The 12,756-nt window shown below is 71.3% G+C and carries 14 protein-coding genes; 7 read left to right on the plus strand and 7 right to left on the minus strand.

The genetic code is table 11. The features are described 5' to 3' along the window. Nucleotides 1-7: 7 nt before the first annotated feature. Nucleotides 8-778, minus strand: coding sequence for an ankyrin repeat domain-containing protein (locus tag ASD10_RS15050; RefSeq protein ID WP_200938331.1), 771 nt, complete (start codon nucleotides 776-778; stop codon nucleotides 8-10). Between the two features lie 73 nt (nucleotides 779-851). Here ASD10_RS15050 and ASD10_RS15055 point away from each other — a divergent pair, with 73 nt between their 5' ends. Then, complete coding sequence (locus ASD10_RS15055; protein WP_056610742.1) at nucleotides 852-1,952, plus strand: AI-2E family transporter; 1,101 nt, start codon at nucleotides 852-854, stop codon at nucleotides 1,950-1,952. Nucleotides 1,953-1,956: 4 nt separating this feature from the next. Beyond that, a complete protein-coding gene (locus tag ASD10_RS15060) occupies nucleotides 1,957-2,286 on the plus strand; it encodes an MmcQ/YjbR family DNA-binding protein (protein WP_235502037.1) in 330 nt (109 codons plus the stop codon). Between the two features lie 23 nt (nucleotides 2,287-2,309). Here ASD10_RS15060 and ASD10_RS15065 read toward each other — a convergent pair whose 3' ends face one another. Beyond that, the gene (locus ASD10_RS15065) at nucleotides 2,310-2,756 is read right to left on the minus strand and encodes a MarR family winged helix-turn-helix transcriptional regulator (protein ID WP_082556327.1); all 447 of its coding nucleotides are present in this window, start codon (nucleotides 2,754-2,756) and stop codon (nucleotides 2,310-2,312) included. A gap of 39 nt (nucleotides 2,757-2,795) precedes the next feature. Continuing rightward, nucleotides 2,796-4,277 (minus strand): pitrilysin family protein, encoded by a 1,482-nt coding sequence (locus tag ASD10_RS15070; RefSeq protein ID WP_056610748.1) that lies wholly within the window; start codon nucleotides 4,275-4,277, stop codon nucleotides 2,796-2,798. Nucleotides 4,278-4,312: 35 nt separating this feature from the next. On the opposite strand from ASD10_RS15070, the gene ilvA reads away from it, so the two are divergent. Next, nucleotides 4,313-5,503: a threonine ammonia-lyase gene (ilvA, locus tag ASD10_RS15075; RefSeq protein ID WP_235502038.1), complete on the plus strand. Its 1,191-nt coding sequence runs from the start codon at nucleotides 4,313-4,315 to the stop codon at nucleotides 5,501-5,503. A 7-nt stretch (nucleotides 5,504-5,510) separates the two neighbouring features. Here ilvA and greA read toward each other — a convergent pair whose 3' ends face one another. After that, nucleotides 5,511-6,014, minus strand: a complete 504-nt coding sequence (gene greA, locus ASD10_RS15080; protein WP_056610754.1) for a transcription elongation factor GreA — start codon at nucleotides 6,012-6,014, stop codon at nucleotides 5,511-5,513. A gap of 64 nt (nucleotides 6,015-6,078) precedes the next feature. After that, on the minus strand, nucleotides 6,079-6,456 hold the full coding sequence (locus ASD10_RS15085; RefSeq protein ID WP_162248865.1) for a DUF4307 domain-containing protein: 378 nt from the start codon (nucleotides 6,454-6,456) through the stop codon (nucleotides 6,079-6,081). Nucleotides 6,457-6,581: 125 nt separating this feature from the next. On the opposite strand from ASD10_RS15085, the gene mca reads away from it, so the two are divergent. From mca to ASD10_RS15100, 3 genes are read left to right on the plus strand one after another with little or no spacing between them, the layout of a single operon-like run. After that, entirely contained in the window at nucleotides 6,582-7,454 is an 873-nt protein-coding gene (gene mca, locus ASD10_RS15090) for a mycothiol conjugate amidase Mca (protein ID WP_056610760.1), read from the plus strand. A gap of 19 nt (nucleotides 7,455-7,473) precedes the next feature. Next, a complete protein-coding gene (locus ASD10_RS15095; RefSeq protein ID WP_235502040.1) occupies nucleotides 7,474-8,412 on the plus strand; it encodes a cation diffusion facilitator family transporter in 939 nt (312 codons plus the stop codon). 33 nt (nucleotides 8,413-8,445) lie between these two features. Next, the gene (locus tag ASD10_RS15100; protein WP_056610764.1) at nucleotides 8,446-8,685 is read left to right on the plus strand and encodes a hypothetical protein; all 240 of its coding nucleotides are present in this window, start codon (nucleotides 8,446-8,448) and stop codon (nucleotides 8,683-8,685) included. A 63-nt stretch (nucleotides 8,686-8,748) separates the two neighbouring features. Here the strand turns inward: ASD10_RS15100 and ASD10_RS15105 are convergent, their stop codons facing one another. Further along, on the minus strand, nucleotides 8,749-10,068 hold the full coding sequence (locus ASD10_RS15105) for an MFS transporter (RefSeq protein ID WP_200938332.1): 1,320 nt from the start codon (nucleotides 10,066-10,068) through the stop codon (nucleotides 8,749-8,751). A gap of 233 nt (nucleotides 10,069-10,301) precedes the next feature. Between ASD10_RS15105 and ASD10_RS15110 the strand changes: the two genes are divergently transcribed. Beyond that, nucleotides 10,302-11,534, plus strand: a complete 1,233-nt coding sequence (locus tag ASD10_RS15110; RefSeq protein ID WP_056610769.1) for a CdaR family transcriptional regulator — start codon at nucleotides 10,302-10,304, stop codon at nucleotides 11,532-11,534. Between the two features lie 19 nt (nucleotides 11,535-11,553). Here the strand turns inward: ASD10_RS15110 and ASD10_RS15115 are convergent, their stop codons facing one another. Beyond that, a complete protein-coding gene (locus ASD10_RS15115) occupies nucleotides 11,554-12,651 on the minus strand; it encodes a zinc-binding dehydrogenase (protein ID WP_056610772.1) in 1,098 nt (365 codons plus the stop codon). Nucleotides 12,652-12,756 lie beyond the last annotated feature (105 nt).

The raw sequence follows: 12,756 nt of genomic DNA on the forward strand, positions 1-12,756 counted from the left end.
GGAGTGGTCAGGCTGGAGCCCGGTCGAGGATGTCGGCGATCTCGGTGAACCCGAGCCGCCGGGCGTGCTGCAGGGCGGTGACCCCGTCGCGGTCGGCGATCGACACGTCGGCGCCGTGCTCCACGAGAGATTCAACAATCCGCTGCCAGGGTTCTGTTCCCTTCCCCAGGATCACCGCCTCCAGCAGGGCCGTCCAGCCGAGGTCGTTGACGTGGTCGACGGCGATGTCGGTCGCGTCGAGCACGAAGGCGACGTAGTCGGCGTGCCCCCGCTCGCTGGCGGGGATGTGCGAGACGCCGCCGAAGCGGTTGCGGATCGTCACGTCGGTGTCGGCGGCGAGCAGCACCCGGGCCATCGCGACGCTGCCCGTGACCCCGGTGACGAGCCACGGCGTGTCGTGCCGGTCGTCGAGGGCGTCGGGGTCGGCGCCGGCCGCGACGAGGGCCCGTGCGGCGTCGACGCGGTCGTCCGTCACGGCCAGCAGCAGGGCCGTCCGCTCACGCTCGTCGCGGGTCTCGAGGTCGACGCCCGCCTCGACGAGCAGGGCGATCTTGTCGGCGTCGCCGCTGCGCGCCGCGAGCAGCAGCTGCCGCCCCCGGAACTCCGCGGAGCGCTGCGCGTACGGGTTGGGCTCGGGCGTCGGCTCGGCCGCGGGGGTGGCGGACGGCGGGGCAGCGGTCGCCGGGTCGACGTCGTCCGGCGAGGAGGCGGTGGACGTGCACGACGCCATCAGGGTGGCGGCGAGGACGAGCGGGACGGTCGCGGGTCGGAACGGCATCACACCATGACAACTCTCGGTGAGCGCCGAGCGTTCCTCTGCGGTTACTGTGTCCGACGAGGAGTGAGGCCCAGTGAGCGAGAGATATCAGGTCCCGCCCGGCGTCGAGATCGCGACGGCCTGGGCATGGCGGCTGCTGGTGATCGCCGCCGCGGGCGGCGTGGGGCTGTTCCTGCTGCGCTTCTTCTCCGAGATCACGGTGCCCGTCGCGGTCGCCCTGCTCGGCACGGCCCTGACGGTCAACGCCGTCAACTGGCTCGACGACAAGGGCCTGCCGCGCGTCCTGGCCACGTTCATCGTCGTCATCGCGATGCTCGTGGCGTTCTTCGGGGCGCTGGCGCTGGTGGGCCAGCAGCTGTCGACGCAGGTCAGCGAGCTGCGGTCCAACGTCGTGGAGGGCATCTCGCAGGTGCAGGACTGGGCCAAGACCGGTCCGCTCAACCTCACCGACAACCAGATCCAGGGCTACATCGACAGCGCCAGGGAGTCGATCGCGTCGAGCGACACGTCGGTCGTGGCGCGGGTCGGCGAGCTCGGCTCGACCCTGACGCACGTGCTGGCGGGCTTCTTCATCGCCCTGTTCTCGGCGTTCTTCTTCCTGTACGAGGGCGATCGCATCTGGAGCTGGGTCGTCGCGCTGTTCCCGCGGTCGGCCCGCGACCGCATCGACTCGTCGGGCCACACCGCGTGGACGTCGCTGGTCGCCTTCGTGCGCGCGACCGTCATCGTGGCCTTCACCGACGCCGTCGGCATCGCGCTGGGCGCCTACCTGCTCGGCGTCCCGCTGACGTTCGCGATCGGCGTGCTGGTCTTCCTCGGTGCCTTCGTCCCGATCATCGGCGCGCTGCTGTCGGGCATGGTCGCGGTGCTCGTGGCCCTCGTGGCGCAGGGGCCCTGGACGGCGCTGTTCATGCTGCTCGTCGTGGTGGCCATCCAGCAGCTCGAGTCGCACGTGCTGCAGCCGTTCCTGATGGGTCGCCTCGTCGCGGTCCACCCGCTCGCGATCATCATCGCGATCGCGGCCGGCGTCACGGTGGCGGGCGTCGTCGGCGCCCTGATCGCGGTGCCGCTGGCGGCCTGCCTCAACGGCGTCGTGAAGCACCTCGTGTCGGTGGCGCAGGACTACCAGGACGACCCCGAGGACGACGTCGGGCTCGAGCCCGAGCCGGCGTGACGCCGTGGACGTCCACGCCCTGTGCGCCGCGATGCCCGGCGCGACGCTGACGTTCCCGTTCGGCGAGGACACCGCGGTCTACAAGGTCGGCGGGCGCATCTTCGCGCTGACGGGCGTCGACCGTGGTCAGAGCATCAACCTCAAGGCCGAGCCGCAGGACGTCACGGGGCTGGTCGAGACCTACGAGGCCGTCAGCCGCGGGTACCACATGAACAAGAAGCACTGGGTCACCGTGCAGCTCGACGGCACCCTGCCGCCGGGCCTGCTCGAGGAGCTCGTCGAGGACTCGTACGACCTGGTCGTCGACCGGCTGCCGGCGCGCGACCGTCCCTGAGGGTGGTGCGGCGCGATGCCGGGTCAGACGTCGCCGAGGTCGGCGGTCAGCCGCTGGATGTCGTCGCGCAGGCGCTCGCGGTCGTCGTCGCTCCAGCCCGACATCGCGTCGGTGACGAAGGCGCGACGCTGGTCGAACGTCAGGGCCAGCGCGGCGCGGCCGTCGTCGGTGACGTCGACGATGCTGGCCCGGCCGTCCGCCGGATCGGGGTCGCGGCGCACGAGGCCGTGGTCGCCGAGCTGCTGCACGTGACGGGACACGGTCGAGGCGTCCAGCCGCATCGACTCGGCGAGGTCGCCCAGGCGCATCGATCCGCGGCACGACAGGGTGTACAGGATCGCCGCCTGCGACGGATCGACCGTGTCGCCGTCGATGCGCGCACGGAAGCGTCGGCCCATCGCCATCACGAATCGCAGCACGGCGTCCTCGGCGGAGAGCGCCTCGGTGGGTGTCGCCATCACTCGTTGCATGACGCAAGCATATATCAGTTGCGCCACGCAACCAAGTGGTCACGGGTGTGGCGTGGCACGCACCAGACCGACCGGCAGCCGCTTCGCGAGCTCATCGAGGATGTCACGTCCCCGGCGGAAGTCCGTCATGTCGATCCCGGCACTCCGGCCGTCGTGGTCGAGCAGTCCGATCCAGCCGTCGCCGCGATGCGATGCGAACGCCAGCGTGTCGAGCGGCACGCGCTGCTCCAGCCCGCGCGCCGACAGCCACAGGCAGTTCGCGTCCAGCGCCAGCCGGAAGCCGGGCAGGGCGCCTCGGCGCCGCGCTCGCCACCGGACCGCGCCGGGACCCGGGCGCTCGGCGCCCGAGTCGACCCACAGGTCGAGGGACCGGACCGCGAGCCCGTTCGGCCCCGTGACGGTCTCCGGGACCGTCTGCTCGTCGTCGACGGCGATCAGCAGGCCGCCCAGGGCCCCGCGCAGCGCCTCGGTCACCGCCGCGGGCGTCACGGCTTGCGCCATGGCTGCTGCCGCGCGGGGAGTGTGTGCGGGGACTCCCAGGACGTGGCTGTGGGCCAGCTCGCGGAGCAGCTGGTGCCCGCAGGAGGCCCGGTCGGCGCTCGCGTCCCGCAGGCTGCGCAGCGAGTACTCCACGGCTTCGCGGGAGACGCCGTCGTCCCGCAACCGGTGCAGGACGGCGAGCAGACGCTCGAGGGCGGGGATCGTCTGCTCGGGGAGGGGATCGAGATGGACGTCCAGCGCCGTGCGTCCCTCATCGATGTCGGTGAGGTACGTGTCCGTCGAGTAGATCAATCCGTCGAGCTGACGCAGGTCGCCCAGGATCTCGTGGTCGAGGACGCACGCGACGTGCGAGGCCATGGCCGGCGTCGTCACGATCGAGAACGCCAGGTGGTGCCGTTCGGACGGCACGACGGTCGGGACACCGACGCTGTCCGTCTCGACGGGGCGGGGCGCCGGGACACCGCTCGGCAGATCGATCTCGATGCCCTCGGGAGGGGGGCCGACGAAGCTCAGCACCAGGTTGTCCCGGGTCAGGTGCGTCCCAGCCCAGGAGACGACGTCGTCGAGCGTCAGCAAGGGGAGGGCGACCGTGCCACCGCTCGACTTGCCGATGCCCGCGTATCCGAACCGGTGGGCCAGGAGAGTGCAGGCCGGCTGCGCGTAGTGGTCGGTCGTCTCGGCCTCCAGCACCCGCTTCTCGCGGTCGACCTCGGCACCGGGCAGGGCGTCCAGCGTTCGAACGGCTCTCGTCACGGCGTGGACGAAGTCGACCAGCTCGCTCGGCGTGCCGCTCGCCGTGAGTCTCAGGACGCTGGGTCCGGTCGCACCGTTGGCGAGCAGGGGCGATGGCTCCATCGACGAGAACAGCAGGTGCTCCAGCAGGTGCGTGACACCGGACAGCGAGGGCGGTTCGTCGCGCATCCCGACGCCGAAGGTCATCGTGACCTGTGGTGACTCGTCGATCTCGGTCCAGAACGCCGGGACACCGTCGATCGTGGTCTCGTGCGCCTCCGGGAACATGGCGGCGATTCTGGCACACGCGTTACGTTGACGTGGTGCACCTGAGCGATGTGAGAGCCGCCCGTGGGCTGCTCGACGGAGTCACCGAGATCACCCCGATGGCCCACTCGCGCTGGTTGAGCTCGAGAACCGGCCAGGACGTCTTCCTGAAGGCCGAGAACCTGCAGCGCACGGGGTCGTTCAAGATCCGCGGCGCCTACGTCCGCATCGCGCGGCTGACGCCGGAGGAGCGGGCTCGGGGCGTCGTCGCGGCGAGCGCCGGCAACCACGCCCAGGGTGTCGCGCTGGCCGCGTCGCTGCTGGGCGCGAAGGCCACGATCTTCATGCCGGTCGGTGCGGCGCTGCCCAAGGTGGCCGCGACCGAGGGCTACGGCGCCGAGGTGCGCTTCCACGGGTCGGGCGTCACCGAGGCGCTCGTTCCCGCCCGCGAGTTCGCCGAGCGCACCGGGGCCGTCCTGATCCACCCGTTCGACCACGAGGACATCGTCGCCGGGCAGGGCACGCTCGGCCTCGAGGTGCTGGAGCAGTGCCCCGACGTGCGGACGATCCTCGTGCCCCTGGGGGGCGGCGGCCTGGCCGCCGGCGTCGCGCTGCTGCGCACCGAGCGCCCCGACCTGCGGATCATCGGCGTGCAGGCCGAGGACGCCGCCGCGTACCCCGCGTCGATCTCGGCCGGCCACCCCGTCACGGCGACGATGGGCGTCACGATGGCCGACGGGATCGCGGTCGCGCAGCCCGGCGACATCCCGTTCGGGATCATCGACGAGCACCTCGACGAGGTCATCACCGTCAGCGAGGACGCGATGAGCACCGCGCTGGTCCACCTGCTGGAGCGGGCCAAGATGCTCGTCGAGCCGGCCGGGACGGCAGCGGTCGCCGCGGTCCTCGACCGTCCCACCGAGTTCGAGGGGCCCGTCGTGGCGGTGCTGTCGGGAGGCAACATCGACGCCCTGGTGCTGCTCGACGTCATCCGTCACGGCCTCGTCGCGGCCGGCCGGTTCCTGAGCTTCCGGGCGCGCATCTCCGACCGTCCGGGTGAGCTCATGCGGCTGCTCGGCGACCTCGCCGCGATGCAGGTCAACGTGCTCGACGTCAACCACGACCGGGCGTCGGAGTCGCTGCCAGTGCGGCAGGTCGACGTCGACATCCGGGTCGCGACGCGCGGCCCGCAGGACCGCGCCGACGTCATCACCCAGCTGACGCAGCTGGGCTACCAGCTGCTCTGAGCCGGGGTCAGAAGGGCTTGGCGGCGACGATCTCGACCGTCAGGCTCTTGCCGTTGGGCGTCTCGTAGGCGGCGGAGTCGCCGACCTTCTTGCCGACGATCGCCGCGCCGAGCGGCGACGTGGGGGAGTAGACGTCGATCTCGACGTTGGAGTCCATGCTCAGCAGCTCGCGCGAGCCGAGGAGGAACTCCTCGGTGTCGGTGTCGCCCTCGAAGCGGATCGTGACGATCATGCCGGCCTCGACCGTGCCGTCGTCGGCGGGCTTGTCGCCCACCTCGGCGCGCCGCAGCATGCTCTCGAGCTGGTCGATGCGGGCCTTGGTCTTGCCCTGCTCCTCGCGGGCGGCGTGGTAGCCGCCGTTCTCCTTGAGGTCGCCCTCGTCGCGGGCCGCGGCGATCTTGGTGGTGATGTCGGTCCAGACGTCACCCTTCAGGTGCTCGAGCTCCTGCTGCAGACGGTCGTACGCCTCCTGGGTCACCCAGATGGTGTCGGTCTCTGTGGGCTGAGTCATGTGAGCTCTCCTTTACGTGCGGCACCCCGGGAAACAGCCCGGGGTGAACTCGCAAGGCTAGCACTCAATCAGTGGGCACACACGTTCTCAGGACGCCGTTGACGCCTCTGCGCTCGGTCTCGATGTCGATCAGCACGCGGACCTTCTCGCGGTCGGACGCCGGGATGTCGACGGTCTTCTCGCCGACGATCGAGTGGTCCTCGGCCTGCGAGTAGACCGAGCACGTGACGGCCAGGGGGTCGGGGCGGATGACGTCGAGCTTGACCTCGACCTTGGAGTCGCTGACGACCTCGTACCCCCACAGGCGCCCCGTGACGGGATCCTTCTGGAAGCCGACCCACGCGGCGAAGGCGATGCCCAGCGTGATGCCGACCGCCGCGATCGCAGGCCAGAACCAACGAGGGCGCTGGCGGGATCCGTAGCGGGAGCTGAGGTCGGTCACGTCCACCAGTGTCTCAGGCGGCACCCACTCGCACCCTGAGGGCCTCTCGGACCACGCGGAACACCCGGGCGCGACCCGGTGTTCGGACAGGTGCAAGGATTTGCGCACGCCCTAGAAGGAGAACCGTGGCCGAGAAGCTCCGCCTCATGCACGTGCACGCCCACCCCGACGACGAGTCGAGCAAGGGTGCGGCATCGACCGCGAAGTACGTCGCCGAGGGGGTCGACGTCCACGTCGTCACCTGCACGGGCGGCGAGCGCGGGTCGATCCTGAACCCGCAGTTCCAGCACCCGGGCATCGAGGACGACCCCGAGCTGATCACCGAGATCCGCCGCGAGGAGATGGACCGCGCCCGCGAGATCCTCGGCGTCACGCAGGACTGGCTCGGATTCGTCGACTCGGGCTGGCCCGAGGGCGACCCCAAGCCGCCGCTGCCGGAGGGCTGCTTCGGCCTGGTCTCGGTCGAGGAGGCCGCCGAGCCCCTCGTGCGCCTGATCCGGTCGTTCAAGCCGCACGTGCTGACGACGTACGACGAGAACGGCGGGTACCCGCACCCCGACCACATCATGTGCCACCTGGTCAGCGTCGAGGCCTACGAGGCCGCCGCCGACCCGACACGCTACCCGGACGCCGGCGAGCCGTGGCAGGTCTCGAAGCTCTACTACCACCTGGGCTGGAGCTACGCGAAGATGGAGGCCATCGCGAAGGCGTGCGAGGAGCACGGTCTCGAGAACCCCTACGCCGAGCGGTTCAAGGACTGGGAGCGCAAGCCCGAGGACGAGGCCCGCATGACGACGCAGGTCGAGTGCGCCGAGTACTTCGAGGTCCGCGACGCCGCCCTGCTGGCCCACGCGACGCAGATCGACCCCGACGGCTGGTTCTTCTCCATCCCGCGCGAGATCCAGGCCGAGGCGTGGCCCAGCGAGGACTACCAGCTCGTCGACGCGAAGGTCGAGACGTCCCTGCCCGAGACGGACCTGTTCGCCGGGCTGCGCTGAGCGCGCGGGGAGCACGATCGTGAACGTCACCGTCGTCCTGGCCTTCGCGGCCAATGCGCTGGTGGCGCTCGCCAAGACCGTCGCGGCGGTCCTGACGGGATCGGCCTCGATGGTCGCCGAGGCCGCGCACTCGTGGGCCGACACCGGCAACGAGGTGTTCCTGCTGGTGGCCGACCGTCGCTCGCGGCGTCGTCCCAACCGCCAGCACCCGCTCGGGTACGGCCGCGAGGCGTACGTGTGGTCGATGTTCGCCGCGGTCGGGCTGTTCGTGGCCGGCGCCGTCGTGTCGATCACGCACGGCGTGCAGCAGCTGACGGCCGACGAGGCCGCCGAGAACTACACGATCGCCTACGTCGTGCTCGGCATCGCCTTCGTGCTCGAGGGGACGTCGTTCGCACAGGCGCTGCGCCAGGTGCGCGGCGAGGCCCGCCGGGTCGACGACGCCGTGCTCCAGCACGTCCTCGAGACGTCCGACCCGACGCTGCGGGCCGTCTTCGCCGAGGACGCCGCCGCGCTGACCGGCCTGGTGATCGCCGCGGCCGGCATCGGGTTGCACCAGGCGACCGGGTCGCCCGTCTACGACGCGATCGGCTCGATCCTCGTGGGCGTGCTGCTGGCCGTCGTGGCGTTCGTGCTGATCGACCGCAACCGCCGGTTCCTGGTGGGCATGGAGGTCGCGCAGCCTGTCCGCGACGTCGTGCGCGAGCGCATCGCCTCGATGGGCGAGGTGTCGAGCGTCGGCTACCTGCACATCGAGTTCGTCGGACCGCACCGCGTCTACATCGTCGCGAGCGTCGACCTGGTCGGGGACGCGACGGAGTCGAGCGTCGCCGACCAGCTGCGGTCCCTCGAGGCGCGGCTCGAGCAGGAGGAGGCCGTGGTCGAGGCCGTGCTGACGGTCTCGCGTCCCGGCTCCCCGCCCGATGCCGAGCTGCCGGAGGCCGTGCCGGCCGACTGAGTCCTGCCAGGGTTCCGGGCGTAGAATGCAGGCATGAACGCATACGTCCTTCTGGCGAACCTCGCTGCTGCGGGCACCCGTGACAAGCCGCTCGACCCGAACGACGTCAAGCCCGGCTGGGTCGCGCTCGGCATCGTCTGCATCCTGATCGTCGCGACGTTCTTCCTGTGCCGCTCGTTCCTGTCGCACGCGCGCAAGGCGCAGAAGCCGTGGGACGGCGAGGACGCCGACTCCGGCGTCAAGCGCACGACCCCGCACGACCGCACGAGCTGAGCCCGGCTCGACGTCGAAGGGCCCCGGAGCGATCGCTCCGGGGCCCTTCGACGTGACGCCGGTCTAGGCGTCGATCCGCTCGGCGTCCTCCGCGACGGGGTCGGACGATCCCAGCCGCTGCCGCAGCGCCAGCAGGACGACGACCGCCATGCCCATCATGATGCCGACGACCCAGAGCCCGGCCCGCGAGCTGCCCGTCACGTCGAGCAGGCGCCCGGTGAGCCACGGTGCGACGAGACCCGCCGAGGCGCCGATCGTGTTCACCAGGGCGATGCCCGCGGCCGCGCCCGCACCGCTGAGGAAGGTGGTCGGCAGGTACCAGAAGACCGGCAGCGCGGAGAAGATGCCGATCGCCGTGACGCTGATGACGGCCATCGTGGCCAGCGGCGAGTCCATGTACATCGCGATCGGGATGCTCACGGCGGCCACCGCGGTCGGGATGATGACGTGCCAGATGCGCTCGCCGGTGCGCTCGGAGTGACGCGACCACAGCAGCAGCGCGATCGCGCCGAGCGTGAACGGGACCGCGACGATCAGACCGTTCTGAGCGATCGAGAACGTCGTGTCGAACGTCTCGGCGAAGCCGGCGACGATGGTCGGCAGGAAGAAGCTGATCGCGAAGAGTCCGTAGCCGATCCCGAAGTACACGAGCCCGAGCGCCCAGACCGTGCCGTTGCGCAGCGAGGAGCGCACCGAGACGTGGCCCGAGTCGGCGGTCTGCTCGTGCTCGGCGGTGATGCGGGCGTCCAGCCAGGTGCGCTCGTCGGCGGTCAACCACGCGGCGTCCTTCGGTCGGTCGGTCAGGTAGAACCAGGCGACGATGCCGAGCAGGACCGTCGGGATGCCCTCCATCAGGAACATGACGCGCCAGCCCTCGAGGCCGAGGAAGCCGTCCATGTGCTGGATGATCGTCGCCGAGATGGGCGAGCCGAGTGCGCTCGACAGCGGCAGGGCGACCATGAACACCCCGACGAGCCGGACCCGCACCGCACGCGGGAACCAGAACATCAGGTAGAGCATGATCCCCGGGAAGAAGCCGGCCTCGGCGATGCCGAGCAGGATCCGCAGGACGTAGAGGCTGCCGGCGTTGGGCACGAAGGCCATCAGCGCAGCGACGAGCCCCCACGACACCAGGATGCGGGCGATCCACCGGCGGGCGCCGAACTTGTGGAGCGCGAGGTTGCTGGGCACCTCGAGCAGGATGTAGCCGGCGAAGAACAGCCCGCTCGCGAGCCCGTACATCGACTCGGTCAGGCCGAGGTCCTCGCTCATCGTCAGCTTGGCGAACGAGATGTTCGTGCGGTCGATGTAGTTGAGGAAGTACGCGACGCCCAGGAACGGGATGAGTCGGAAGGCCACCTTGCGCATGACGCGGTCGGCCATCTCGTCACCGCTCCCTGAAGGGTGGGGGCCTGCGAGGTGTGTGCGAGAGGTCATCGTCGCTCCAGTCTGTGATGTCGTGTCCCAGGCCCGGTGACGGGCCTCACACACCTTCTCCCGGGCGTGACCTGAGTCACGACCTCCCGATGACGAAGACGTGGTCCTGTGTCTCCTCTCGTTGTCGAACCGTCCCCGCCGACCAGGCCGCCCGTGGACCGCGGCACTAGCATCGAGGCATGGCGCAGGACCGGATCCAGGCTGTCGTCGACCGCTTCGCCGACGAGCTCGGCCGGTCGGTCGTGGTCAACGACCCCGAGGTCCGGATGCTGTACGCGAGCCCCCACTTCGGGGACGAGGACGCCGTCCGCATCCGGGCGATGCTCAACCGCGACGCCGGGGCGAAGGCCATCGGGCACGTCCTGGCGCACGACGTCGCGCAGTGGTCGCGGCCGGGCCGCATCCCGGCGCTCGACGAGGTGGGGCTGCAGGCGAGGGTCGCCGTGCCCGTCCGGTGGCGCGGCGAGGTGCTGGGCATGCTCATGATCATGGACGCCGACGGCTCGGCGACCCAGGACGATCTCGACCGCGTCGCCGAGGTCGCGGCCGAGATCGCGCCGCTCATGGGCGGCGACGCGCGCTCGGCCGAGGCGACGCACTCCGAGGCGACGATCGCCGCGGCCCTCGACGCCGATCCCGCGCCGAGGGGAGCCGCCTTGCGCGAGCTCGCGCCGACGCTGCGCCTGGCCGCCGGCGCGCCCGTCAGGGTCGTGGCGCTCGCGTTCGGCCCCGGCGGTCGCGCGGGACGCGACGCCGGCGAGATCGCCCTGCGTCACGCCGTCGTCGCGGCGCGGTCGCGGCGGCGCGGCGAGGCGCTGCACGCGGTCGCCGGTGACGTCGGCTACCTCGTCCACACCGGCCCCGCCGCACGGTCCACCGGCGACCTGGTCGGCGAGGCGCGCACCATGATCGACGACGTCCAGGACGTCGCCGGCGACGCCGTGCTCGTCACCGCGGGCGTGGGTGACGTCGTCGACGGCCTGGCCGAGGCGTGGGTGTCGGCCCGGCAGGCGAGGCTCTCGGCGACGGTGGCGGGACGACTCGGACGTGATCCGGTGGCAGCGTGGGAGGACACCGGCGTCCTCGGCCTGCTGGCCCGCATCCCGTCCACGGAGCTCGACGTGACGGCGGTGCCGGCTCCGCTGCGCAGGCTCGCCGCGGCCGATCCGTCGGGACGGTTGACCGAGACGCTACGGGCGTTCCTCGACCACGCCGGGTCGGGTCCTGCCGCGTCCGAGGCGTTGTTCATCCACCGCACGACGCTGTACTACCGGCTCGACCGCATCCGCGACGCGGCCGCCGTCGACCTCGACGACGGCGCCGTGCGTCTGCAGCTGCACCTCGGGCTCCACGTCGTCGACCTGATGCGGGCCGACGGCCGCGACCCCTTCGGGACGACCGACCCGACGTGACGGCGTGCCGACCCGTCCGTCAGCGGTCGGAGCCGGCGAGCTCCCGCGCGCCTCGCGCCGTGGACGCGACCCCGGGGACGCCGCCGGGGTACAGCACGACCTTGCACGAGTCGCCCCCGAGCAGCTCGATGGCGGTCTCGACGTCCTCGAGCTCCAACCGGTGCGTGATGAGACGCGTCAGGTCGACCTGCCCCGCGGCCACCAGCGACGCCAGGTCCGTCCACGAGTCCCAGATCCGCCGGCCGAAGCTGCCTCGCAGCGTGATGCCGCGGCTGATGAGGTGACGCGTCGTCGCGAGCTCGACGGGGCGGTTCATCAGTCCCACGCTGACGACGGTGCCCTCGCGCCGCACGACCTCCAGCCCCTGCTCGAGCGCGGACGGGACGCCCGAGCACTCCAGCACGACGTCGACCCCCTCGGCCCGACCCGTGAGCTCGTGGACCGCCTCGACGAGCCCGTCGCCGGGCCGCATCACGCGGGCTCCCAGGTCCGCGGCCAGCGCGCCTCGGCCGGCGTGCGGCTCGACGACGACCACCCGCTCGGCTCCCTTGGCCAGGGCGATCTGGGAGGCGGCGAGCCCGATCGGTCCGGCCCCGCTGATGAGCACCGTCGCTCCGAGCAGGTCGTGCCCGCTGCGCTGGATCGCGTGCATCGCGCTGCCCGCGGGCTCGAGCAAGGCGGCGGTCTCGGTCGTGATCTCGTCCGGCAGCAGGAAGCAGGTCGACGCCGGCAGCACCATCCGCTCGGCGAAGGCGCCGTCGATCGTCAGCCCGACCAGCTCCATCCGCAGACAGTTGTGGGCGTTGCCGATCAGGCACTGGTAGCAGTCGTGGCACGCGACGTGGGTCTCGACCGCCACCCGGTCGCCGACGCGCACGCGTGAGACGTCCGAGGCGGCCTCGACGACCGAGCCGGAGCACTCATGCCCCGTCACGACCGGCAGTCGGAGTCCGAGCTCGACGACGGCCGGACCGTACTCGTACGTCTCGCGGTCCGTGCCGCACACCGACACGGCCTCGACCGCGATGCGGACCTCCCCGGCGCGGAGCGGCCGGTCCGGGTGGTCGGACACGAGGTCGAAGCCGGGGGACGGCTGGGTCTTGAGCACTGCGCGCACGAGATCTCTCCTGGGTGGGGTGGGCCCAGTGTCGATCGGCACGTCCGCGACGCACCACGGTCGCAGAGTGCAGTTCGACGGGCACCTTTCCTCCCTGCGTCGGAA

The organism is Aeromicrobium sp. Root472D3 (genome assembly GCF_001426485.1).
Taxonomy (GTDB): Bacteria; Actinomycetota; Actinomycetes; order Propionibacteriales; family Nocardioidaceae; genus Aeromicrobium.

Coding starts and splice junctions, on each gene's coding strand:
- ASD10_RS15050 (WP_200938331.1), bottom strand. CDS start 778: ATGCCGTTCCGACCCGCGACCGTCCCGCTCGTCCTCGCCGCCACCCTG.
- ASD10_RS15065 (WP_082556327.1), bottom strand. CDS start 2,756: ATGCAACGAGTGATGGCGACACCCACCGAGGCGCTCTCCGCCGAGGAC.
- ASD10_RS15070 (WP_056610748.1), bottom strand. CDS start 4,277: ATGTTCCCGGAGGCGCACGAGACCACGATCGACGGTGTCCCGGCGTTC.
- greA (WP_056610754.1), bottom strand. CDS start 6,014: ATGACTCAGCCCACAGAGACCGACACCATCTGGGTGACCCAGGAGGCG.
- ASD10_RS15100 (WP_056610764.1), top strand. CDS start 8,446: ATGAACGCATACGTCCTTCTGGCGAACCTCGCTGCTGCGGGCACCCGT.
- ASD10_RS15105 (WP_200938332.1), bottom strand. CDS start 10,068: ATGGCCGACCGCGTCATGCGCAAGGTGGCCTTCCGACTCATCCCGTTC.
- ASD10_RS15110 (WP_056610769.1), top strand. CDS start 10,302: ATGGCGCAGGACCGGATCCAGGCTGTCGTCGACCGCTTCGCCGACGAG.